This window comes from Mesorhizobium sp. P3_A8 (assembly GCF_056402995.1).
Genome location: NZ_JBFUGI010000004.1, coordinates 316323 through 338431, shown reverse-complemented (window position 1 = coordinate 338431; position 22109 = coordinate 316323). Strand labels below are relative to the sequence as shown.

Below are 22109 nucleotides of genomic sequence, written 5' to 3'. Positions count from 1 at the left end.
GAAAGAGCTTCAAGAATTTCAGCGGAAATTCAAGGGATAGCAAGCCTGGCGGGACTAAGGGATGAGAATGGTCGTCCCTGTTGTCCTGCGACCCTCGAGGTCGGCATGCGCCTTGCCGGCATCCTTCAGCGCATAGCGCTGGTTGATCTGGATTTTGACGACGCCGCTGAGCACCACCTCGAACAGTGCAGCGGCGGAGGCATCAAGGTCCTCGCGTTTTGCATTGTAGACGAACAGCGTCGGCCGGGTCGCGAACAAGGAACCCTTCTGGGCCAGCAGCGACATCGAGAATGGCGGGATCGGTCCCGAGGACTGTCCAAAGCTGACGAACATGCCGAGCGGCTTCAGGCAGTCGAGCGAGGCCGGAAAAGTGTCGTTACCAACCGAATCGTAGACGACGTCGCATTTTTTGCCGCCGGTGATGGCGGCAACGCCGGCGACGAAATCCTGCTCCTTGTAGTTGATGACATGGTCGAAGCCGTGTGCCTTGGCGAGCTCGATCTTGTCGGTCGAGCTTGCCGTGCCGATGACGGTTGCGCCGAGATGTTTCGCCCATTGGCCGAGAATGAGGCCAACGCCGCCGGCCGCGGCATGGAACAGGATCGTGTCGCCGGCCTTCACCTTGAAGGTGCGGCGCAAGAGATATTCGGCGGTCATGCCTTTCAGCATCATCGCGGCGGCCTGTTCGTCGCTGACGCCTTCAGGAATCTTCACCACGCGGTCGGCCGCGATGACACGCTCCTCTGCGTAGGCACCGACATTCGTCGAATAGGCGATGCGGTCGCCGGGCTTCAGCCAGTCAACATCTTGGCCGACCTCCTGCACCACGCCGGCAGCTTCGCTGCCGGGAATAAGCGGAAAACCGCCAGGCGGCGGATAGAGCCCGGAGCGATGATAGACATCGATGAAGTTGAGGCCGATCGCGGTATGCCTGACCAATATCTGCCCGGTACCCGGCTGGCCGGGATCGGTGTCCTCATAGGTCAGAACTTCCGGGCCGCCATGGGCGTGGATGCGGATCGCTTTGGACATGGATTGGCTTCCTGTGGGAGTGGCTGATCAGGCCTTTTTGGCACCGAGATTTGGAAAGAACTGCATGATGCCACCGATGGAGGCGAGGTAAAGCCCGCTGATGGTAATGCCGATCTTGATGAAAGTGCTGACCTGCTCGCCCAGCACGCCGATCTGATCATAGAAGGCTGCCAGAGCCGCCTGCGCAAGCGCAAGCGCGCCGAAGGCGCACCACAAAAGCGTCATTGTGAGATTGATGCGCCGCAGCCGCACCACCCGCACCGGATGAATGAAATTGATCGGCACGAACGTCAGGATGCCGGCCACCACCACCACCGCGAACGAGACCCATTGTCCCGGCTCGATGACAAACAGCGTGAACACCACCATGTTCCAGACAACCGGGAATCCCTTGAAGAAATTCTCCTTCGTTTTCATCCCGGTGTCGGCATAGTAGATCGCGCTGGAGACGACGATGATCGCCGCCGACAGGAACGACAGGCCCTCGCCCATGAAGCCGCGCTGGTAGAGCGCGAAGGCCGGGATCAGAACATAGGTCACGTAGTCGATAATGTTGTCGAGGAGCTCGCCCGACCAGGTCGGCAGGATTTCCTTGACCTCGAGCTTCCTGGCGATCGGCCCGTCGATGCCGTCGACGAACAGCGCCAGCCCAAGCCACCAGAACATTGCCGTCCAGCGTTCCTCACTCGCCGCCACCAGCGACAGGAAGGCGAGGAACGAGCCTGACGCCGTCAGCAGATGGACGGAGAACGCCCTCGCCTGCGGCCATGTGACTTTCTTCTTCGGTCGCGGAATCCGGTCGGTGATCTTCTTGGCAGCTTTCCGTGCCGCCATATTCCTGGCCGCCATGCTCCTGGGCGTTGTGTTCTTGCTCACGGCCCCCGCCAATCCAGCTTGCAGATTTCGGCCGAGCGGCCAGCAAAGTTCCAGTTGCGGCCAAAGGCCCGCATCTTGCTCTTGTCGGACTTGGCCACGATGATCTCCGGCGCGATCCAGTATTCCGAATTCGTGATCACCGTATCCTTGTCGCGATCCTTGCCGGCGATTGGCGTCACCGCGCCGTCGATGATCTTCGGTATCTGGAAGATACGCGTCTTGTCCCGCGTCTCATAAGTGATCGGCACCTGTTCGACACCCAGGAATTTTCCGACCAGGATCGACAGCAGCGACGTCGTCCCACCGGCCTTGCCGGTGAAAATCTTCGTCAAAGCCTTGACCGCGTAGATCGAGGCGCGTTTGTCGATGAATAGACCCGCGGTCCAGTTGCCGCGGCTCATATAGCCGGGTATTTCCATGATCAGCCCAAGGTTGAGGCCAGATAGGTCGACCTCGCCGAAGTGGCCGGCATCAATGCGGAATCCCGCCCAGGTCTGGCAATAGCCCTCGGTCGGAGGGTGACTGCCGAGCGACAGCACGCAAGGACAAAAAACCGTGCAATTGCAGGAGAGTACGAGCTCTCCTTTCATTGCCCAGCTCTGATCTGTCATCGAATTTCCCCCACTCACAACGAGACTACTAGCAGCGCGGCTGCCCAGACAAGCAGTATCGCACCGGCCAGCCGGGTTGGAAGACTGCCCGTCGTCTGTTTTTCAATCAGGGTGAACACGCCGATCAGCGCCATCCAGAAGATGTTCATTACGCCGACGGCAAACATCACCAGCATCAGCGCCCAGCAGCAGCCGAGGCACCATATGCCTTGCACAACGCCGAGCCGGAACACGCGGATCGGTTTGGCGCTCCAGTTCGAAAACAGGATCGAGAACGGGTTGCGGCATTTCTTCAGGCAAGCCTCCTTGAGGCCGCTGAACTGGTAGAGGCCGGCAATCAGCAATGTGAGCGCGCCGGCAATGCCAAGCACCGGATCGTACAGTTCACCGGACGCGGCGAAAGTGTGCACGCAGAGCGTCAGTGCCGCAAACAGCATCGAGGCGGCGAGCCAGACGCCGAGATAGCCGGCAACCAGCACCAGCGGGTGGGCGACCGGCTCGCCCTTGATCCGGGCCGTATCGGCGATCTCGCAATAGGTGCGGATCATCGGTGCCGCGGACGGCAGCATCGCTGCGATCGCCATCAGGAACCACACCAGGACAAGCGCCAGGGCGCGCAAGCCGATGCCTGCGTCCAGCGGCGCCGGCGACAGGCAGAGCGCGAAGAACCGTTCCAGGAAATCGGGCAGCGGCATCTGTGGCAGGCCGCGCAGGAAAGTATCGCCGGGCGCGCTGCCCCGGGCCTCGGCACCGCGAATTGCCATCGCGGCCAGCGACAACCAGGCGAGCGCGATGCCCGCGCCGACAACGACATTGACCGTCAAGCGCGGGTTGCGCGCAATATCAGCCGTGGCGCGGCCGGCGCGGTCGAGATGGCTGAAATCGTCCTGGTGGCCGGTCATGCCTCCGAATGGGCCGAATCGCCGCGTTGATCAAGCCGCATGATCTGACCTATATGCTCCTTGACTGGCAGGTCTGGTGGCCCGCCTCGCATCGCAAGCCGGAAGCCGATCCTTGGAGCATCAGGAAACAGCGCCGATACTGATTGCCGGCACCGGACCGGCAGGGCTGATCGCGGCGCTCGCTTTCGCTGATGCCGGCTTCCCGGTGACGCTTGTCGGGCCTGAGGCGTCGGCCCCCGATGGCCGCACCACGGCGCTGATGAACCCTGCCCTGAAAGTGCTTGAGCGGCTTGATGTCCTCGAAGACATCAAGCCCAAGGCCGCCCCCTTGAAGGTCATGCGCATCGTCGATGCGACCTCGCGGCTGATCCGCAGCCCCGTCGTCACCTTCCGCGCCAGCGAGATCGATGAGGACCAGTTCGGGCTGAACCTGCCCAACAGCGTCTTTGGCCCTGCGCTTGCCAGCAAGGTGGCCGCGCATTCCGGGATCGAATGGCTGAGGTCGATGGTCAAGACCTGGCGTCTCGATGCCGACAAGGCTTATGCCACCCTCGCCGACGGCGGTGAGGTTGGGGCGTCGCTGGCGGTCGCCGCCGATGGGCGTCTGTCGCCTGCACGCGAGGCGGCGGGCATTTCGACCGCTGCGCGCTCCTATCCGCAGGCGGCACTCGTGCTCAATTTCGGCCATAGAAGCGAGCATGCCTTCACCTCGACCGAATTCCACACCGAGACCGGACCGTTCACGCAGGTTCCGTTATCAGGCAATCGCTCAAGCCTCGTCTGGGTGGTCAAACCCGAGACCGCCAAGGAGCTTGCCGCACTGGATGATGCAGCGCTCTCGCTGCGGGTCGAGCAGCAGATGCAGTCGATGCTGGGCCGGGTGACGGTAGAGCCTGGCCGCCAGATCTATCCGCTTTCGGCGGTGACGCCCTTGCGTTTTGCACATCGGCGGGTGGCGCTTGTCGGCGAAGCCGCGCATGTATTCCCGCCGATCGGCGCACAAGGTCTCAACCTTGGCATCAGGGATATTGATGATCTGGTTGGAATTGCTGCTGAAAATCGTGGCGATCCCGGTGCGGCCAAGGCCCTTGCCGCCTACGATTTCAAGCGCCGCCCCGACATTCTGGCGCGCAGCAGCGCTGTCAATCTGCTCAACATGTCGCTGCTCTCCGATATGCTGCCGGCGCAGATGGCACGCGGCGCTGGTCTCGGCGTGCTCGGTGGCTTTGCACCGCTGCGCGCCTTCTTCATGCGCGAAGGGCTTCGTCCCGGCAGTGGTTTTGCAGCACTTGCCGGCGGCCTGCGAAAACCGATGCGGCAGCAGTAGTAATCTTGCGGATTTTATCGCGACGTCGCGACGTCAATCAAAAACCTTTGCGCCGTATTCTGCGTAGCTTGAAGACGCTCAAACGCTTCGGGATTGAATTGACTCGGAGTCTGCGCCAAATAAAGCCAAGGAATTCAGTGGTGAGTACGATGAAAACGGCCAAATTCGCGATCGGACAGGTGGTTCGCCACCGGCTGTTTCCGTTTCGAGGCATCATTTTCGACGTCGACCCGCAATTCGCCAACACCGACGAATGGTACGAAGCCATCCCCGCCGACGTGCGGCCGCGCAAGGATCAGCCGTTCTACCACCTGCTCGCCGAGAACTCGGAAACCGAATACATCGCCTATGTGTCAGAGCAGAACCTGCTTGAGGATCAGTCGGGCGAACCGGTCCGCCACCCGCAGATCAAGGAGATGTTCGACAAGAAGCCGGACGGACGCTACGAGCCGAAACGGCAGTCCAGGCACTGACGTCCCGGCATTCCGGCCATCCATCAGGATATCCAGGCCATGGCCAGGAACGAAAAAAGCGGGGCATGACCCCGCTTTTTCTTTGACTCGAGAATGCCCGAGCCGGTGATCAGTTGGCGGTCTTGGCCTTGTCCTGCTCTTCCTTGAGCTTCTTGGCGAAGTCCTGGTTGTTCTTGGCGACGAAGTCCTGGAGCTTCTTCTGCCGGTCCTCGATGTCCGACTGCTGCAGCGGCGGGCCGTCATAGGCGCCGCTGAAGCCCTGCAGCGCGATCTTGATCGGGTTGGCCTGGTTCTGGAAATTGATCGAGGTCAGCGTGATCCCCTGGCCTTTCTTGAATGCGGCGACGAGCTGGTCGGTCAGCGGCACTTCGGCCACGCAACGATCCGGGAAGCAGATCACATAGTCGAGCTTTACGGCCTTGCCGGTGTCGATCTGCAGGCCGATGCCGGGAGGTACGAGGCGGCCGGTCGGGACCGTCACCTGGAACACCTTGCGGTTCACCTTGCCCTTGAGTTCGATCATGCTCACGCCGGTGACGAGCTGGCCGTTGCCGGCAGTGACGATGTTCTGGACATTGCAGATGTCGACGTCTTCCTGCTTGGTGCAGGCCTTGAACCAGCCCTGTGGAATCTGCGGCTGCTGCTGTGCGGAAGCGGTGGGAAGTCCTGCGCCCAGAAAGCCGACCACGCCCGCGGCCATGACCGAAAGGCGGTACGCATTGCTGTTCAGGCTCGTCATATCGTGCACTTCCTCTCAAATGATCCCGGAACCGGCTTCTCTGCGCCGTGTGGTCCAGCTACCTGTTGCCGAAATGAGGCAACAGAATGACTTCGGTCGGCGTGTTACACTGCAAGCGGTGCCGAATCCAGCCCGCCTCCTGTAATTCTTGATGACACCATTGGCCGGCTCGCAGCTGCCTCATGCTAGGGTGCGCATCGAATCATCAAGCCGACCTGTTAAGGAGACGGTCATGGGCCGCGTTCTTGTTTGGCTGATCACCGCGACATCGCTTTTTACCCTTTCGCCGCGGCCGGCCATGTCGGAACCGAAGCACGCTATTGCCATGCAGGGCGAGCCGGCACTGCCGCCCGACTATACCCACTTCGACTACGTCAATCCTGACGCGCCGAAGGGCGGCAACATTACCTATTGCGTCGTCGGCAGCTTCGACAACCTCAACCCGTTTATCCTGAAAAGCCTGCGCACCACGGCGCGCGGCATGATGGATCTGAACTACGGCAACCTCGTTTTCGAGCCGTTGATGCAGCGCAACTACGACGAGGCCTTCAGTCTCTATGGCCTGCTCGCCGACAGCGTGGACATGGACCCCGAGCGCAAGTCGATCGAATTCCATCTCAACCCCAAGGCAAAATGGTCGGACGGCGAACCGGTGACGCCGGAGGATGTGCTGTTCACCTACGATGTCTTTACCGACAAGGGCCGCCCACCCTACAACGCACGCATGAGCCTGATCGCCAAACTTGAAAAGACCGGCGATCACAGCGTGCGCTTCACCTTCAATGACAAGGCCAATCGGGAAACGCCCCTGATCATCGCGCTGACGCCGATCCTGCCGAAACATGCCTTCAACAAGGAGACTTTCGACAAGACAACGCTGAAGCCGCTGATTGGCAGTGGACCTTACACCATTGCCCAGGTGGCGCCCGGCCAGCGCATCGTATTCAAGCGCAACCCCGATTATTGGGGCAAGGATGTCCCGGCCAAACGCGGCTTCGACAATTACGACCAGATCACCATCGAATACTTCCTCAACGCCAACGCCAAGCTCGAGGCCTTCAAGAAAGGCCTCTGCGCCCTCGACGACGACAGTGATCCGGTCAAGCGTGAGCGCGATCTGGATTTCCCGGCCTTCCACAGGGGGGACGTGGTCGCCGAAACCTTCGACACCGGCATTCCGCCCGTCGTGACCGGTTTCCTGTTCAACACGAGGCTGCAGAAGTTCTCCAATCCGGAGGTTCGGCGCGCGCTCGGCATGCTTTACGATTTCGAATGGGCCAACAAGAACCTGTTCGGCGGCAAGTACACACGCTCGATGAGTTATTGGCAGAACTCCGAGCTTTCCGCGCTCGGCCATCCGGCCGACGACAGGGAAAAGGCGTTGCTCGCCCCCTACCCCGGCCGTGTGCCGCCTGACGTCATGGACGGCACCTGGAAACCGCCGGTGACCGACGGTTCGGGCCAGGACCGCAAAGTGTTGAAGACAGCTTTCGATCTCCTGAAAAGTATCGGTTACCACGTCCAGGACGGGACGATGCTCGATCCCGAGGGCAAACCTTTCGGATTCGAGATACTGACCGCTTCGCAGGACGAGGAGCGCCTGGCCGGTATCTACCAGCGCACACTGGCGAAGATCGGCATCGACGTCAGCATCCGCAAACTCGACGGCGACCAGATCCAGTCACGCAAGCAGCGCTTCGATTTCGAGGCTCTGATCGGATCCAGCGGCTTCAACAATTCCCTGTCGCCAGGCTTCGAACAGCTCGGACGCTGGAGCTCCGAGGCGGCCAAGGCCGAAGGCTCGTTCAATCTCGCCGGCGTTGCCGATCCGGCGGTCGATGCGGCGATCGAAGCGATGCTGCGCGCCCAATCGAAGGAGGATTATGTCGCCGCCGTTCGCGTTCTCGACCGGCTGCTGATCTCGGGCTACTACATGGTGCCGATGCAGTACAACACGCAGCAGTGGCTTGCTTACTGGAATTATCTGGAACATCCGAAGAAGACGCCCATATTCGGCTATCAGCTGCCGACATGGTGGCGCAAACCGAACTGACAATCCGGAGATCGAGATGAGCGAAGCGAATGCCATAACCGTCGATGTGGTGTCGGATGTCGTCTGCCCCTGGTGTTTCATTGGCCAGAAGCGGCTGGACAAGGCGGTCGCCGCGGTCGGCGATGTCGATGTGCATATACGCTGGCGGCCGTTCCAGCTCGATCCGACCATTCCGCCGCGAGGCAAGGACCGCCGCGAGTACATGCTTGCCAAGTTCGGCAGCGACGAGCGCATCCGAGAGATCCATGCCCGCATCGAACCGCTTGGCGAAGCCGAGGGCATTTCTTTTGCCTTCGATGCCATCAAGGTGGCGCCGAACACGCTGGATGCGCATCGGCTGATCCGCTGGGCGGGTGCCGCCGGCGAAGCCATCCAGAACAGGCTGGTCCGTCGCCTGTTCCAATTGAATTTCGAGGAGGGCGTCAACATCGGCGACCATGCCGTGTTGGTCGAAGCCGCCCGCGAGGCCAGCATGGATGCGTCCGTGGTCGCCACGCTCCTGCCGACCGACGCCGATGTCGAAGCGGTGCGCACCGAGATCGCCACGGCGTCGCGCATGGGCATATCAGGCGTGCCCTGTTTCCTCATCGAAGGCAAATACGCAGTCATGGGCGCACAGGACGCCGACACGCTGGCGGATGCCATCCGGCAGGTGGCTGTGGCCAAGGCCCGCGGCGAGTTGGACAAGGTCGGCTGAGGCAGGCTGCATCCGCGGGCGGTGCAGCCTATTGCACCATCACCTTGGCTTTGCTGACGAAGAACCCGTGACCATTGCTGCCGGTGCAGGTCAGTCCCTTGGTCGACGACTGGCAAGTGAACGGCCCCTGGCTCCAGCTGTTGCCATAGTCAAGCTTGTCTACGTCACTGCAACAGCTCTGCTCACCGGGGTTCTTGATTAGGGTGGCCGGCCCTTTTGGGCCGAGGATTACGGTCACGTAGCTTGGTTCAACCCGCGAGCAGCTCAGTTCCGGACCGCCGTCCTGTGGTGAATAGGTGCTGGTGCCGCCTTTCGGCGTGTAGATACAGCCGATGTTACCAGAGGGAGCATTGAACTCGACTTGCCCTTCCGAACTTGCCGGAATGGATTGACCGCCAGCATGCGCCAGAGGGAGCCAAGCGAAAAGCAACAGGATTGCGGGTGCGGCTGCGCGTGCAAGCATTGGGAAGCTTCCTTGTTGGAGAACCTGATATGCATTRGTGCCGACAGCCCCGGACTAGGTTCAACCTCATGCACGTATTTTGTCAAACGGCACGCTTCGCATGACGATGTGGTGAATCGCCCACAGCCAAGGTCTGCGCTATTGTCCCAAGCCTAGTCGATCGATGGGGGACGTTCATGCTCACGGGACTTCGTGGCGTTTCATTCTTGCTGCTTTGCCTCACAGCCCTGACAGGCCCGTGGTTCACATCGGCGGCAAACGCCGGGGACGCGGTCATGACCGCCAGTTTCGACGGCAAGCCGTGGACGGCATCATTCGCCCAGGGCACGACGCTGGAGATGGCAGGCAAACCGGTGCTGAACCTGTCGGGGACCCAACAGGGCTCGCCGACGATGACATTCAATTCGATGCTGGTGCTGAAAACGCCAGGCGATTATGTCGGCACCTACCCGTTCGGCGGCGGCTTTCCCGCCAATGGCGCCAACTTCAATATCCTCGATTCCGCCGCCACGGTCGGGCATGTCAGGTCCAAGAGCGGTGAAGTGGTGATCGACAAGTACGACCCTGCCGCAAAGACCATTTCCGGTCACTTCTCGGCCTCCGGCAAGGACGATGACGGCAAGGAAGCAGACATCAAGGACGGTCTGTTTTCGGGAGTTTTGGTTAGCCCGCAATGAAAATTCGACCCGCCCGGCAAGCCAAAATGAGTCACAAAATCGTGTGAGAACCTTCCCTAAGGGAAGGTTGAAGCGTCCTACAAAATTCCTATCAAGTATATGACATCATTGCATTAAATCGCGTTTTCGCTGGCTTCCGCGCGACGCTCGGAAAGGCTGGTCTGTTGCCTTGCCGACACGGCCGGCACTTCAATCCCGCCGACCCCCTACAAAAAGTAATGGAAAATGATCAATTGGTGTTACCATCCGTAACAAAACAAAAAAGGTTTGGGCGGGATCGTGATTCGGATCGGCAAACGATCGCAGGAGTCAGTACCGGATAGACTACACAGCGACGCCTCGGGGCCGTCGCCTTTGACGCCGGTATCCTCGATGCGCAGCTTCTGGGGCTTGATGCGGGCCTACTGGGTCTCGGATCGGTGGAAGGAAGCCTGGACCCTCACCCTGGTGATTGCCCTGCTCACCGCGCTCTCCAGCAAGGCCGATGTCTGGTTCACCGTGGCGGCGGGTGAACTAGCGGCCTCAATCGCTTTTTTCCACGACGCCGCGAATACCGCACCACTTGAATCGCTGTTGACCAATGCCGGCCTGCTTGTGTTGCTGGTCGTACTCAAGGACATGGGAATCGTAGGAGCCTGCAAGTTTGTATCTGCGACATTGCATCGCAAATGGCGCGCATGGCTAAACAGCCGCTTCAATGAGGCGCTGCTCGATTCCAATCATTCACACTACCACGTCCAGCATGGCTCGTCCGGCACGGCAGCGCCCGACAACGTCGACCAGCGTGTGCAGGAATCGATCAAGGATATGGCAGGCGGTGCCATCGGTCTGGCCATGGGCGTATTCGGTGTCTTCACCTCGTTCTACTTTGTTGGCGGCGAATTGCTGAAAAACTCGGTGGAGGTGAAGGGACTCGAGGTTTTAGGAGGCTATGGCAGCGCCGCCCTTGCTCTCTTGGCGGTTGCCATTTACGTACCCGTCAACACTTGGATCGCGATCAAACTCGGCGGAATGCTGGAGTGGCTCAACATCAGGATGCAGAAGGCTGAGGGCACCTATCGCGGCGAACTGATCACGTTATTGCGCCGCAGTTTCCACGTGGCGGCGTCGCGAGGCGAAGACGTGCAGAAGACGATGCATGGCCAGCTCTATCTCGACATCGACAGCACTTGGTCGAAGTTCAACATCGTCAACACCATCTATGCGGGATTCGAATCGGTCTATAATTTTGTCGGTGCCAAAGTTGTGGCCTACGGACCTGGTCTGGTGCCGTTCATCCACAACGGCCTCGACCTCAAAGGTTACATAACCGGTTCCGAACAGGTGAACGCGCTGATCAGCAAGTGTTCGTGGTTCATTCATGTCATGCCCGCAATCGCCACGTTGCGCGCCAACAGCCAGCGTGTCACCGAGCTGGCGAATGCGATCGAGAATGTTCAGCATCCGCAGGAGTTCTACAGCCAGACCGGCCGTTCCGACTTCCACTATGCCAGTCAGAACCCGGTTTTCGGCCTGACCATCCAGAGGCTCGAACTGGCGCATCAGGGCGAGGACGCGACGCCCTTCCTCAGCGCCGCCAATTTGCGCTTCCGGCGCGGCGAGTGGACCTTCCTGAAGGGCGAATCCGGTTGCGGCAAGACTTCGCTGATCAAGGCGATCAACGGGCTCTGGCCATACGGCCACGGCACCATCGTCTTCCCGGACGGGGTGAAGAGTTTTTATGCCGCCCAGGAGGTCAAGCTGCAGCAGGTGTCGTTGAAACAGCTGGTCTGCCTGCCGGGTTCGGAGCACGACCATGGCGATGCCCAGGTCGCCGCGGCGTTGCACAAAGCTGGCCTTGGCGACTTCATCGAGCATATGGCCAATGAAAGCCGCGAGGGCAAAAGCTGGGATCAGGTTCTGTCGGGCGGCCAGAAGCAGAAGCTGGTGGTGGCTCGCATCATCCTGCAGCAGCCCGGCCTCCTGTTCCTCGACGAGGCCACCGGCGCCCTCGACCCGGAGGGCAAGATTGCCTTCCATCAGGCGATCAAGGACAACTGCCCCGATGTTACGGTGATCAGCGTCATGCACGAAGCGGTGGCGCCGCGATCGGCTGCCGGCACCGAGTTCTACCACTCGATCGTCCTGATCGCCGACGGCGTCGCCACCAAGAAGCCGCTGGTTCCGATGCTGCCTGTCGAACTCACCACGATCCTGGCCCAGCCAAGGCCGGTCGAGGACAAATGGCTGCGTTTCTCGCGTCGGCTGAAGCAGAAATAACGGTGATTTCACCGCGACTTGCCGGGTAGAACGGCAGTCGGCGATCACAGTGTCGCGATCGGAGCTATCAGGCGCCGATTTCCTTCCTCACAACGATTGACTCGGCAAGGTGCGCTCCTATGTTGCGCCCGCTTGCTGACAGTCAAATCAGAACCCGCAAGCGGAAAGGTCACCGCGCCATGCCTGGCGACAGTATTAGTCGAACGCAACCGCCGTCCGCCTAGACGTGACCTGAATGGCTCATGTCCTGCCGGACGGCAAGGAGTGAGCCATGAACGATTTTCCCACTGTAGCGGACGACGAGGCCGTCGCCATCGCCCGCATCCTCGCAAACGACCACGTTGCCGACGTGGTCGAGGCGCTCAATCATGAATCGCGCGAAACCGCGACGGATCTGCTTTGCGCCGTACCCTTCGAGCGGCTGGTCGAGATTTTCGATCAGCCTGAACTCGAAGCCGCGCCAGAACTCGTAGACGCCCTGCCCCGCCCCAAGGCAAGCAAGCTGCTCACCGCCATGTCGGTCGACCGTGCGGCCGACATTTTGCGCGAGCTCGAGGAGCCGGCACGTTCCGAACTGCTCGGTGCGCTGGCGCCGCCGCTACGTGCGACCTTGCTTTCCATCCTGGGCTATCCCGAGGGCAGCGCCGCATCGATCATGACGACCGAATTCGTCAGCGTTCCTTCGGACTGGACCGTTGGGCGCACGCTCGACTACATCAGAAAGGTCGAGCGGACGCGCGAAACCGTCTACGCGATCTACATCGTCGATCCCGAAACTCACCTGCTGGTGCGCTCGACCGGTCTGCGTCGGCTCATCACCGGGGAACCGGACGACCCGATCCTGTCGGTAGCGCCGGACCGCGTGCCGGTCACGGTCACGCCGCTGACCGATCGTGAAACCCTGGCGCAGACGATCTCCAAATACGACCTGCTCGCCGTTCCGGTGGTCGACCACGGCAAGATACTGGGCATCGTCACCATCGACGACATCATCGACACGATGATCGAGGAGACGACCGAGGACGCGCACCGCTTCGGTGGCATGGAGGCGCTCGACGAGCCCTACATGAAGATAAGCTTCCTCTCCATGATCAAGAAGCGGGGCGGCTGGCTATGTGCGCTGTTCATCTCAGAAATGCTGACCGCCAACGCCATGCAGAGCTACGAGGGTGAGCTGCAGAAGGCGATCGTGCTGACGTTGTTCATCCCGTTGATCATGAGCTCCGGTGGCAATTCCGGCTCGCAGGCGACCTCGCTTGTCATCCGGGCGCTGGCGCTGCGCGAGATCGGCCTGCGCGACTGGTGGCGGGTGGCGCTGCGCGAACTGCCGACCGGTCTGGTGCTGGGCGCCATGCTCGGCGTGGTCGGCATCTGCCGCATCGCGCTCTGGCAATATATGGGCTTCTACGACTATGGCCCGCATTGGCCGCTGATCGCCACGACGGTCGGCGCGGCACTGGTTGGCATCGTCACCTTTGGTTCCCTGTCAGGGTCGATGCTGCCGTTTGCCCTGAAGCGCATCGGTTTCGACCCGGCCAGCGCTTCGGCGCCGTTTGTCGCCACCCTGGTCGATGTCACCGGGTTGGTGATCTATTTCTCGGTGGCGATGGTCATTCTGCGCGGAACGCTGCTTTGAGCAATTCCAGGAAAAGTGTGAAACGGTTTTCCGTCCGGAATTGCGTCAACAAAAGATAGATCGGTTCTGAGTTTCCGTGAAACGATGAGCCGATCCAGCAGCGTCTGTATCTGCCGCCGGCTGTGGCCGGCGGCGATCTACCCTACTCAGGCCTGCCTGCCATAGATGGCGTCGCGGAGTGCATCGGGAAAGGCGCCGGTCATGCCGGCGACGGCCGTATTTGTCAGCGCCACCACCGTCAGCTCCAATGCCGGATCCACGAACCAGGAATGGCCGTAGACGCCGCCCCAGCGCCAGGCGCCGGCCGTCTGCGGCGTTGATGCGGCGAGCGGGTCGCGCAAAATGCTGAAACCGAGACCCCAGGTCCAGCCAGGCATGCCGGTTTCCAGGCCCGGTATCGCGTCCGTGGTCATCGCCGCGGCCGTTTCGCCGCGGATGACTGGCCCGCCGCCCGAACGCAGCGCCTCGAGCAGCTTGAGGACATCGCCGGCGGTGCCGTTCATGCCGGTTCCGCCCGAGGCGAAGGAAGCAGGATCGAAAACACGTCCGGGGGAGTATGAAATGAAACCCTCGCCATAAGGCACGCGGTGATGTTCCCCCATGAGAATGGCCTTGCCTGGCCCGTCGGCGTAAGGCGTCACCAGCCGGGATCGATCGCGCACGGTAAAGGCCGCGTCTTGCATGCCGAACGGCTGAACGACCAGGCGATCGACCAGTTCCGGCAAGGAGGCGCCGGTGGCTCTCGCCATGGCCTCGCCCAGCACATCTATCGCCATCGAATAGCCCCATCGCGTTCCCGGTGCATAGGACAGCGGCACAGAGGCGATGCGGCTGAGATTCTCGGCCATCGAGAGGCCGGGCTGGTCGAGACCGTCGGAGATACCAGCGCGAATGTAGGGTCCGTCGGCCGCCTGGCCGAAGCCGTAGCTCAGGCCCGCAGTGTGCGTCATGAGCTGTCGGATGGTGATGACGGGTTCACTGCCATCCCCGAGCTTCGGCCGGAATTCCGGGATGAATTTCGCCACGGGATCGTCAAAGCCGATGATGCCTGCTTCGATAAGGGCAAGAGCGGCCGTCGCGACGACAGGTTTGGTGACCGACGCCAACCGGAAGATCGCGTCCGGCGTCATCGGTTTCTTCGCTTCGCGGTCGGCAAGGCCGGCGGCGCGGCTGTATAGGATTTCACCGCGCTGGGCGACAAGAATCACGGCGCCGACAATGCGCCCCTCCTCGACGGCCGTGTCGATGACCTGGTCGACACGGCCGCCGAACCCATGATCAAGCGGTGTGGAATTGGTGGTGGCGGACATCGAGCTCCCTCTACGGCAGGCGCTGGAAACAGACGAAAGGCTAGATGCGCTGGCCGTCCTTCACGCGGTAGGTCGGCTTGTACATGGTGACGAGTTCTTCCGCCGCGGTCGGGTGCACGGCCATTGTGCGGTCGAAATCATCCTTTGTCAGTCCGGCCTTCAGCGGAATGCCGAGCAGCTGCGCCATTTCGCCTGCATCCGGCCCCAATATATGGGCGCCGAGCACTTTGCGGGACGCGCCATCGACCACCAGCTTGATCAGCATCTTCTCATCGCGGCCCGACAGCGTATGCCGCATCGGCCGGAAGCTGGCGCGGTAGATCTCGATATCGGCGAAACGCTTGACGGCATCATCTTCCGAGAGACCCACAGTACCGATTTCCGGTTGTGAGAAGACCGCCGTCGCGATCGTCTCGTGGTCGGGTGCGGTCGGGTTGTCCTTGAAGGCCGTCTCGATGAAGCACATCGCTTCGTGGATCGCCACCGGTGTCAGCTGCACGCGGTTGGTGACGTCGCCGATTGCCCAGACATTGTCGATGTTGGTGCGCGAATACGCGTCGACCTTGATCGCGCCGGCGGCGGTCATCTCGATGCCGATGCCTTCCAGGCCCATATTCTCGGTGTTGGGGATGCGCCCGATGGCCAGCATGACCTGGTCCACCGTCAGCGTCTGGCCGCTGGTGAGAACGGCGTCGAGCCGGCCGTCCGGCCGTTTGCTCACCCGCTCGCTCACCGAATGGCAGAGTATCTTGATCCCCTTCTTTTCCATCGTCTCGTGCAGCGTGCGGCGCAAGTCCATGTCGAAGCGGCTGAGGATCTCCTTGCCGCGATAGACCAGCGTGGTGTCGACGCCGAGGCCGTGGAAGATGTTGGCGAACTCGACCGCGATATAGCCGCCGCCCTCGATCATGATCGCCTTCGGCAGCTCCTTGAGGTCGAAAGCCTCGTTGGAGAAGATGCAGTGTTCATGCCCGGGCAGCGCTGGATGCGCCGCCGGCCGGCCGCCGGTGGCAACCAGGATCTGATCGGCGGTGACGGTGCGGTCCTCGCCCAGAAGATGGATCACGTGCGGGTCGACGATCATCGCCCGCGAATGGAAGGTCTCGCCGCCGGAGCCCTCGACATTCTTCTTGTAGATCGCCTCCAGCCGGCTGATCTCGCGATCCTTGTTGGCGACCAGTGTGCGCCAGTCGAAACTGGCTTCCGGCACCGTCCAGCCATAGCCGGCGGCGTCGGCGAAATGCTCCGGAAATTGCGAGGCGTAGACATAGAGCTTCTTCGGCACGCAGCCCCTGATAACGCAGGTGCCGCCAAAACGGTATTCCTCGGCGATGCCGACGCGCTTGCCGAGTGCCGCGGCAACGCGCGCCGCCCTCACCCCGCCCGAGCCGCCGCCGATGACGAAGAGATCGTAGTCGTAAGCGGTCATGATGGGACTCCTGCGGAGGGAAAGTTCAAGCCAGAGGTAGGATGCGAAGCGCCAAAAGAAAAGCCCGGACAAAGCCGGGCTTTCTGGTCCAGAGGCGGCTATGCCGCCCGAAAAATGAAATCAGTTCTGCGTGCCGTCGGCGGGAGCCGAGCCGTCGGCGGGTGCGGCACCATCGGCCGGAGCCGCGCCATCTGCCGGAGCCGCATTGTCGGCCGGAGCGGCGCCATCAGCGGGCGCAACCGGAGCCGGAGCCGCAGCCTTGGCGGCCGCCGCAAGCGTCTCGCCGACCTGCTGTGCGAGATCGCGGGCGACGCCGTTTTGCCAGATGTCGGCTGCCTTGACCAAATCACGCGTCACGGTCGGACCGCTGTCGAGCAGCTTCTTGCCGGAGTCGGAGCTGTAGAAGGCCGCGATGTCGTTGAGTTCCTTTTCGGAAAACACCTTCGCATAGGCAAGGGCTGCTTCCTTCTCGAGATCGGCGCGGCGCGCGGCCATCGCCATCGCCTTCTCGTTGATCGTCTTGCCGATCAGCTCCTGCATGTCCGGGTTCTTCTGGATGAGCTGCGATTCGAGCGCGGCTGCCGCCTGCGGCAGGATGCTGTCGAACGGGTCGGTCGCATGGATCGCCGCGACCGCAGCGCGTGCGGCCTTCAGGTGCGAATCGGTGACATCCTGCGAAAACGCTGGCGACGACAAGGCGAAAACGGCCGAAGCCGCCAGAACGACACAAAGGCCGCGAACCCGGTTATGCAACATCATGATCGGTAGAACTCCCTGGTTTTCGGGCGGCATGGACGGTTTGGATACCGTCGCCGCCGGCGATGATGGCCGCTGACGCCAGCCCGATGAAAAGACCATGCTCGACCACGCCCGGAATGGCATGGAGAGCATTCGAAAGCGCTCTTGTATCCGGAATGCGGCCAAAAGATGCATCGAGGATAAAATGGCCGCCGTCTGTAACAAAAGCCTGGCCTCCCGTCATCCTCAATGTAATCGGACCGGAAAGGCCGAGTTTTGCAGCCGCCTTGGCTATCGCGATCTCGGTGGCGCGCAGGCCGAACTGGTTGACTTCGATCGGCAGCGGAAACCGGCCGAGCGTCTCGACCATCTTCGACCGGTCGGCAATGACGATCATGCGTTGCGAGGCCGCGGCCACGATCTTTTCGCGCAGCAGCGCGCCGCCGCCGCCCTTGATCAGGGTCAGTTCCGGGTCGACCTCATCGGCGCCGTCGACGGTGAGATCGAGTTCGGGCGTTTGCTCCAATGTCGACAATGGCACGCCAAGCTCTCGGCAAAGTGCGGCCGTGCGCTCCGACGTCGGCACACCAATCACTGTCATGCCGGTGGCGACCTTGTCGGCGAGCAGCCGTACGAACTCTTCCGCCGTGGTGCCGGTGCCGATGCCGAGCCGCATGCCGTCTCTGACATGGGCAAGGGCGGCCCGCGCGGCCTCGACCTTCAACTGTCTTGCATCCATGCCGCTTGCTGCCCCGGGAAACTGGTGTTCGGGCTCCTAGCATTTTTGCCGGCGGGGTCAAAGCCCTTGGACGCCTGTCCACCGGTCTGCTTGCCTTGACGCGCCGCAGCCGCTATCGCCTGCCGATGCACAAACCTGCGCAGGATGGATCATGACCCGCCCGATCATCGTGTTCGACCTCGACGGAACGCTTGTTGACACGGCGCCGGACCTGCTCGACAGCCTCAACCACAGCCTGGCCGCCAGTGAACTCCAGGCCGTCGACGAGGCCGGCTTCAAGCGCTTCGTCGGCCATGGCGGCCGGGTGATGATAGAGCGGGCGCACGCCGCCCAGCAGCGCTCGCTTGACGTCGCCGAGCATGACCGGCTGCTACAGCTGTTCCTCGATCATTATACCGACAACATTCCCGGCAAATCCCGCCCCTACCCCGGTGTCATCGAGGCGATCGCGCGTTTTGAGAAGGCGGGCTATCTCCTGGCCATCTGCACCAACAAATACGAGGCCAACTCGCTGGCACTGATCGAAGCGCTTGGCCTGACCAAGCATTTCGCGGCAATCGCCGGCCAGGACACCTTCGCCTTCCGCAAGCCCGATCCACGCCACCTGACCGAGACCATCAAACTGGCCGGCGGCGATCCGCACCGCGCTTTGATGGTCGGCGATTCGCAAACCGACATCGACACCGCCAAGGCCGCCGGCATCCCCGTCGTCGCGGTCGATTTTGGTTACACCGACCGCCATGTCCGCGAATTCGAACCCTCGGCGGTGATTTCGCACTTCGATGCGTTGACGCTGGACCTGGCGGAAAAGCTGATCAAGGCTGCGGGACACTGATCGGATGCGGCCGGCGTCGCGCCGGAAACAGACTCGAAAGTGCGGCAGTCCGATCCTCGGAAGAACGCCAGACAGCGCCTTGACTTAACCGGCCGGCCTCCCTTATATCGCGGCTCGCTTGGCCTTCGGGCAACGAGCGGGCGATTAGCTCAGCGGGAGAGCACACCCTTCACACGGGTGGGGTCGCAGGTTCAATCCCTGCATCGCCCACCAAATCTCTCAACAAAACCAAGACGTTACAGCAATATAGGCGAAAGATTGCGATCCGCTCTGGCCTGGGTCGTCACCGGGTCGTCACCGGGTGTGCCTGCAGCCGGCTATTTTGAGTCGGCAGTCCCACTGCTGCGTTTGGGTCTGCGACGATCTGAAATGGATTTCGCTTTTTGTACGAAATAGAGCCAACCATAATTGTCGGTCAGCTTCGCCTGATGCCGCAGCTCCAAGATCTCACCAATCAGCGACAATGGATTTGGGAAGGGGCCAGTCGGAATCTGCCCGATAAGCAGGCTGATAATGGACTTGCTGACACTTGGCTTAACCTGCTTCGATAGCTCCTCCAGCGTTCTGAGGTAATGCTCGCCGAGGACCATTTTTTCGTCTGACCAAGGGCTGAGCCCTGATACAAGCCGAGTCATCTCCGCTCTGAAGGCTGATATATGTGGGTCCCGCCGTAACTCAATGATCTCGTCCCAACTGAACTCACTGAAGTCGGGAAACGAACTCGTCTCCTGTGACCGGCCAAGCAAAATTGTAAGTTCTTCAGTCTGTTGCTCCGGGCGTCTATGATCGTTTTCTATCTCCAACAAGGTAGCGTGAGCTTCTGAAAAGACTCCCATGATTGACGGATCATACCTTCGAACCTCCGCCAGCAGAGCTGCGTCTTGAGCGACAATCTGAGGGATGTTCGACCACGTGTTGCCAATTCGCCCGGCTTCAACTTCCTCCTCGGTGACACCGTATGTACGCGAGACGATTGTCCGTGTGACGCTTAAGGAGTGCTTCGATTCAGCCAAGCGTCGAGAGTATTCAGACGCTCGAAAAGGATTGAAATCGGAAAAGCTGGCAGACAGCTCGCGCACGTCTGGGAAGAGCGATACGAACGAGTGATTGGTGGCGAGCTGCGACGCCACATCTCTGTCCATGGACGCCCAAGAAGCAGCGAGCTCGGCATTGGTGAAGTTCAAGCTATCACCCAGCCCGCCGTAAAGCCCAGAGTGAAAAAATACGTATTCGTGCAATACAGCTGCATTCTTGAGCAAAGACGAAGGAGCGACCCCACATTTTCCCGCAATATCAATGCCTATATTCGTAAGAAGCCCGTTCATCATATTCCCCCGCCAACGCCACTTGCCGCTTTACAATTTGTCAGTGACAGCGCCGCACATGCCCAAATCGAAAGGCCGGTTTCGTTTCGCCCGCACGCACCTTCGCAGTGCGCCCCATCGGTTGGCGTGGCACCTCAAAATCTAAAGACGGTACTCGAAGGCGAGCGCATTCAATCGATCTTCCTCGACTTGCCAAGGCGAGAAAGCGGTCAACTCACCACCTCTCGGGCTGGTTTCTCCTTCCAACAGCTGTATCCCATGCACCACCAGCAGGGCGTTGCGCGGATGGCAGGTTCGATGGAGTGTTACTTCATTGCGGGTAAGAAGCACGCTGATCAATCCTCCTGTGGTTCCCTTGACTTCAATCGCCCAATCTTCGCCACCACGTTGCGCGCGGAAATCACAGCTGTCAGTAGCCGACACGTTTTTGTACGTGAAGCCTTCGTCCTTCAGCCATCGCTCAGCAAATTTCATAGCGTGGAGTTCGACGAGCTTTCGCATCGGAGCGCTCATGCGTCCCTGACCCTTAGGTCGCTCCTTAAGCGGCGAGGACGTCCTTTCGAGCTCATCATAGAGCCCCAGCATTTCGGCGCTTATGCTGCCAGGGGCAATGCCAGACTCCTGTGCCTCGTAGAGCTTGGCCAACGGTCCCATAAAGCGCACGAGGTCGGCGAACAGGATATCTTCGGTCGGGATGCGTCCTTTCGGATAGAACTTGGAGGCAACAGTTGTTCGCTCATAGCCGCGTGCAAGGTCGAACGCGCCAAGGTCGACACCGAGGCGGATACCAGAATCCGCCGCAAACTCAGACCCAAGGACGCTGGCAGCCCAACGCATAAGCTCGGCAACCTCGGCGTCGCTCCGATTTACGAAGCCTGTTCCAACGATTTGCGTCGAGCCATGGCTCAAGCAAAGAGACGCACCCGACCCGTCGGGATGGAAGAGATAAACTACGTACCAGCCACCGGTAGCAGAGGGCGACCGAGATTCCGAGAACCAACGTACCCATGGAATGCGAGACATTTGGCCTTGATTGTCCTTACCCTCTGATCTGGCGTCTGTGCCGTACTTGCCGAGTGCTGCTCTGAGCACGTTACTGCGGGACGCCAACTCTGCCGGGAGAGCCCTCCGAATAAGAACACCGCGCCGGTCCATATCCGGCGTCTTACTCGCGCTGTAGTTTGCCTGCAGCGACACTATTTCTTGAATTGTCTCTCGCATCAATTTTTCCAAACCGCTTGCTCGCCTACTATCAGATTCGGCCTAGGATCCGGCGCATCAAGGATCGACCAAGCAGCCCAGCGTCTCAGCTTCGCCGCGCCACCATGTTGCCGCATATTAGACAATTCCGAGCGACTATTTTTTCTAACTACGCGCTTTTGGCGAACTGGCAGGCGGAAATCGACAGCTCAATTCCTCGGCACCTTGTGAATTTCCAGCCTAACAGGGCCACCTCTGTCGCAGCTGGTACATAGCAGGGATCTTTCGAGCGAACTAAACAGTGCGCCTTTGCCGTACCTGCGGATAAGGGGGGCAGGTTTTACTTCCGCGTGATGCGAGCAGTTTCTGCACCAAGCCCGCAGACTGTGTCACTCGCGTAGATCTCCCAGCGACACATCCAGTCCAGCATGCACGCTCCCGTCGACAATGGTCTGAGGCGGGATAGTCACCTCGCCGGGCGTGATGATTTTCTCCATCACATGCCGGCTGTTGTAGTGGATAAGGAGCATGCCCGGCCGCCGTCTGATAGCTGCCTGCCACGCTGCTTGGCTGACGCTCGAGTCCGGGGATCGGCAAATCGTCTCGACACACACCTTTTCCTCGCGGTCCCAAACCTCGATCCGGAAATTGTCCTCCGCTGTTTTTGCCATAGCTTCGCCGGCGAGCGCTTTTGGCGCTTTGCCAAAGTTCCTTTCCACCTCTGAAAGAGCCACAAATAAGGAACATATTCCTCTCTGGTCAAGCCCCCCTTGACTCTAATGTTCTTA

The 22109-nt window shown here is 60.7% G+C and carries 21 protein-coding genes and 1 tRNA gene; 9 read left to right on the top strand and 13 right to left on the bottom strand.

Going from position 1 to position 22109, the window contains the following annotated elements:
* Positions 1-54: 54 nt before the first annotated feature.
* The 4 genes from AC1DX4_RS12360 to AC1DX4_RS12345 are packed head-to-tail and all read right to left on the bottom strand — an operon-like array spanning position 55 to position 3421.
* Positions 55-1032 (bottom strand): quinone oxidoreductase family protein, encoded by a 978-nt coding sequence (locus AC1DX4_RS12360; RefSeq protein WP_477220579.1) that lies wholly within the window; start codon positions 1030-1032, stop codon positions 55-57.
* Between the two features lie 27 nt (positions 1033-1059).
* A complete protein-coding gene (gene pcsA, locus AC1DX4_RS12355) occupies positions 1060-1866 on the bottom strand; it encodes a phosphatidylcholine synthase (protein ID WP_464614770.1) in 807 nt (268 codons plus the stop codon).
* Between the two features lie 38 nt (positions 1867-1904).
* Complete coding sequence (locus AC1DX4_RS12350) at positions 1905-2519, bottom strand: DUF1326 domain-containing protein (protein WP_477220578.1); 615 nt, start codon at positions 2517-2519, stop codon at positions 1905-1907.
* Between the two features lie 14 nt (positions 2520-2533).
* Positions 2534-3421, bottom strand: a complete 888-nt coding sequence (locus AC1DX4_RS12345) for a DUF2182 domain-containing protein (RefSeq protein WP_477220577.1) — start codon at positions 3419-3421, stop codon at positions 2534-2536.
* Between the two features lie 112 nt (positions 3422-3533).
* Between AC1DX4_RS12345 and AC1DX4_RS12340 the strand changes: the two genes are divergently transcribed.
* Both AC1DX4_RS12340 and hspQ read left to right on the top strand, forming a co-directional pair.
* Positions 3534-4748: a UbiH/UbiF family hydroxylase gene (locus tag AC1DX4_RS12340; RefSeq protein ID WP_477220576.1), complete on the top strand. Its 1215-nt coding sequence runs from the start codon at positions 3534-3536 to the stop codon at positions 4746-4748.
* Positions 4749-4897: 149 nt separating this feature from the next.
* Complete coding sequence (hspQ, locus tag AC1DX4_RS12335; protein ID WP_027027770.1) at positions 4898-5221, top strand: heat shock protein HspQ; 324 nt, start codon at positions 4898-4900, stop codon at positions 5219-5221.
* Between the two features lie 109 nt (positions 5222-5330).
* Here hspQ and AC1DX4_RS12330 read toward each other — a convergent pair whose 3' ends face one another.
* Complete coding sequence (locus AC1DX4_RS12330) at positions 5331-5960, bottom strand: invasion associated locus B family protein (protein WP_477220575.1); 630 nt, start codon at positions 5958-5960, stop codon at positions 5331-5333.
* Positions 5961-6192: 232 nt separating this feature from the next.
* Between AC1DX4_RS12330 and AC1DX4_RS12325 the strand changes: the two genes are divergently transcribed.
* A complete protein-coding gene (locus tag AC1DX4_RS12325) occupies positions 6193-8013 on the top strand; it encodes an extracellular solute-binding protein (protein ID WP_477220574.1) in 1821 nt (606 codons plus the stop codon).
* Between the two features lie 16 nt (positions 8014-8029).
* The gene (locus AC1DX4_RS12320; RefSeq protein ID WP_477220573.1) at positions 8030-8710 is read left to right on the top strand and encodes a DsbA family oxidoreductase; all 681 of its coding nucleotides are present in this window, start codon (positions 8030-8032) and stop codon (positions 8708-8710) included.
* A 28-nt stretch (positions 8711-8738) separates the two neighbouring features.
* On the opposite strand, the gene AC1DX4_RS12315 is transcribed toward AC1DX4_RS12320, so the two are convergent.
* A complete protein-coding gene (locus AC1DX4_RS12315) occupies positions 8739-9173 on the bottom strand; it encodes a hypothetical protein (RefSeq protein ID WP_477220572.1) in 435 nt (144 codons plus the stop codon).
* Between the two features lie 275 nt (positions 9174-9448).
* Between AC1DX4_RS12315 and AC1DX4_RS12310 the strand changes: the two genes are divergently transcribed.
* The 3 genes from AC1DX4_RS12310 to mgtE all read left to right on the top strand — a co-directional run bounded on the left by AC1DX4_RS12310 (position 9449) and on the right by mgtE (position 13745).
* A complete protein-coding gene (locus AC1DX4_RS12310; protein ID WP_477220571.1) occupies positions 9449-9850 on the top strand; it encodes a DUF6252 domain-containing protein in 402 nt (133 codons plus the stop codon).
* A gap of 372 nt (positions 9851-10222) precedes the next feature.
* Positions 10223-12109 (top strand): ABC transporter ATP-binding protein/permease, encoded by a 1887-nt coding sequence (locus AC1DX4_RS12305; protein WP_477220570.1) that lies wholly within the window; start codon positions 10223-10225, stop codon positions 12107-12109.
* A gap of 271 nt (positions 12110-12380) precedes the next feature.
* Positions 12381-13745, top strand: coding sequence for a magnesium transporter (gene mgtE / locus AC1DX4_RS12300; protein ID WP_477220569.1), 1365 nt, complete (start codon positions 12381-12383; stop codon positions 13743-13745).
* Between the two features lie 146 nt (positions 13746-13891).
* Here mgtE and AC1DX4_RS12295 read toward each other — a convergent pair whose 3' ends face one another.
* From AC1DX4_RS12295 to rpiA, 4 genes are all read right to left on the bottom strand, one after another.
* Positions 13892-15055, bottom strand: coding sequence for a serine hydrolase domain-containing protein (locus AC1DX4_RS12295; protein ID WP_477220568.1), 1164 nt, complete (start codon positions 15053-15055; stop codon positions 13892-13894).
* A 40-nt stretch (positions 15056-15095) separates the two neighbouring features.
* Complete coding sequence (gene gor, locus AC1DX4_RS12290) at positions 15096-16484, bottom strand: glutathione-disulfide reductase (RefSeq protein WP_477220567.1); 1389 nt, start codon at positions 16482-16484, stop codon at positions 15096-15098.
* Between the two features lie 120 nt (positions 16485-16604).
* The gene (locus AC1DX4_RS12285; RefSeq protein WP_477220566.1) at positions 16605-17243 is read right to left on the bottom strand and encodes a DUF2059 domain-containing protein; all 639 of its coding nucleotides are present in this window, start codon (positions 17241-17243) and stop codon (positions 16605-16607) included.
* Positions 17230-17961 (bottom strand): ribose-5-phosphate isomerase RpiA, encoded by a 732-nt coding sequence (gene rpiA, locus AC1DX4_RS12280; protein ID WP_477220565.1) that lies wholly within the window; start codon positions 17959-17961, stop codon positions 17230-17232. Before rpiA ends, AC1DX4_RS12285 begins: the two co-directional genes overlap by 14 nt.
* A gap of 151 nt (positions 17962-18112) precedes the next feature.
* Between rpiA and AC1DX4_RS12275 the strand changes: the two genes are divergently transcribed.
* Positions 18113-18796 (top strand): phosphoglycolate phosphatase, encoded by a 684-nt coding sequence (locus AC1DX4_RS12275; protein ID WP_477220564.1) that lies wholly within the window; start codon positions 18113-18115, stop codon positions 18794-18796.
* Positions 18797-18934: 138 nt separating this feature from the next.
* Positions 18935-19009, top strand: a tRNA-Val gene (locus tag AC1DX4_RS12270).
* A 104-nt stretch (positions 19010-19113) separates the two neighbouring features.
* Here the strand turns inward: AC1DX4_RS12270 and AC1DX4_RS12265 are convergent.
* From AC1DX4_RS12265 to AC1DX4_RS12255, 3 genes are all read right to left on the bottom strand, one after another.
* Positions 19114-20121 (bottom strand): hypothetical protein, encoded by a 1008-nt coding sequence (locus tag AC1DX4_RS12265; RefSeq protein ID WP_477220563.1) that lies wholly within the window; start codon positions 20119-20121, stop codon positions 19114-19116.
* Positions 20122-20262: 141 nt separating this feature from the next.
* Positions 20263-21342, bottom strand: a complete 1080-nt coding sequence (locus AC1DX4_RS12260) for an MrcB family domain-containing protein (RefSeq protein WP_477220562.1) — start codon at positions 21340-21342, stop codon at positions 20263-20265.
* 368 nt (positions 21343-21710) lie between these two features.
* Positions 21711-22055: a hypothetical protein gene (locus AC1DX4_RS12255; protein ID WP_477220561.1), complete on the bottom strand. Its 345-nt coding sequence runs from the start codon at positions 22053-22055 to the stop codon at positions 21711-21713.
* Between the last annotated feature and the right edge of the window lie 54 nt (positions 22056-22109).

Excerpts from the sequence above, each read along its gene's own strand:
- AC1DX4_RS12360 (WP_477220579.1), bottom strand. The coding sequence starts at position 1,032 with ATGTCCAAAGCGATCCGCATCCACGCCCATGGCGGCCCGGAAGTTCTG.
- pcsA (WP_464614770.1), bottom strand. The coding sequence starts at position 1,866 with ATGGCGGCACGGAAAGCTGCCAAGAAGATCACCGACCGGATTCCGCGA.
- AC1DX4_RS12350 (WP_477220578.1), bottom strand. The coding sequence starts at position 2,519 with ATGACAGATCAGAGCTGGGCAATGAAAGGAGAGCTCGTACTCTCCTGC.
- AC1DX4_RS12345 (WP_477220577.1), bottom strand. The coding sequence starts at position 3,421 with ATGACCGGCCACCAGGACGATTTCAGCCATCTCGACCGCGCCGGCCGC.
- hspQ (WP_027027770.1), top strand. The coding sequence starts at position 4,898 with ATGAAAACGGCCAAATTCGCGATCGGACAGGTGGTTCGCCACCGGCTG.
- AC1DX4_RS12330 (WP_477220575.1), bottom strand. The coding sequence starts at position 5,960 with ATGACGAGCCTGAACAGCAATGCGTACCGCCTTTCGGTCATGGCCGCG.
- AC1DX4_RS12325 (WP_477220574.1), top strand. The coding sequence starts at position 6,193 with ATGGGCCGCGTTCTTGTTTGGCTGATCACCGCGACATCGCTTTTTACC.
- AC1DX4_RS12320 (WP_477220573.1), top strand. The coding sequence starts at position 8,030 with ATGAGCGAAGCGAATGCCATAACCGTCGATGTGGTGTCGGATGTCGTC.
- AC1DX4_RS12315 (WP_477220572.1), bottom strand. The coding sequence starts at position 9,173 with ATGCTTGCACGCGCAGCCGCACCCGCAATCCTGTTGCTTTTCGCTTGG.
- AC1DX4_RS12310 (WP_477220571.1), top strand. The coding sequence starts at position 9,449 with ATGACCGCCAGTTTCGACGGCAAGCCGTGGACGGCATCATTCGCCCAG.
- AC1DX4_RS12305 (WP_477220570.1), top strand. The coding sequence starts at position 10,223 with ATGCGCAGCTTCTGGGGCTTGATGCGGGCCTACTGGGTCTCGGATCGG.
- mgtE (WP_477220569.1), top strand. The coding sequence starts at position 12,381 with ATGAACGATTTTCCCACTGTAGCGGACGACGAGGCCGTCGCCATCGCC.
- AC1DX4_RS12295 (WP_477220568.1), bottom strand. The coding sequence starts at position 15,055 with ATGTCCGCCACCACCAATTCCACACCGCTTGATCATGGGTTCGGCGGC.
- gor (WP_477220567.1), bottom strand. The coding sequence starts at position 16,484 with ATGACCGCTTACGACTACGATCTCTTCGTCATCGGCGGCGGCTCGGGC.
- AC1DX4_RS12285 (WP_477220566.1), bottom strand. The coding sequence starts at position 17,243 with ATGATGTTGCATAACCGGGTTCGCGGCCTTTGTGTCGTTCTGGCGGCT.
- rpiA (WP_477220565.1), bottom strand. The coding sequence starts at position 17,961 with ATGGATGCAAGACAGTTGAAGGTCGAGGCCGCGCGGGCCGCCCTTGCC.
- AC1DX4_RS12275 (WP_477220564.1), top strand. The coding sequence starts at position 18,113 with ATGACCCGCCCGATCATCGTGTTCGACCTCGACGGAACGCTTGTTGAC.
- AC1DX4_RS12265 (WP_477220563.1), bottom strand. The coding sequence starts at position 20,121 with ATGAACGGGCTTCTTACGAATATAGGCATTGATATTGCGGGAAAATGT.
- AC1DX4_RS12260 (WP_477220562.1), bottom strand. The coding sequence starts at position 21,342 with ATGCGAGAGACAATTCAAGAAATAGTGTCGCTGCAGGCAAACTACAGC.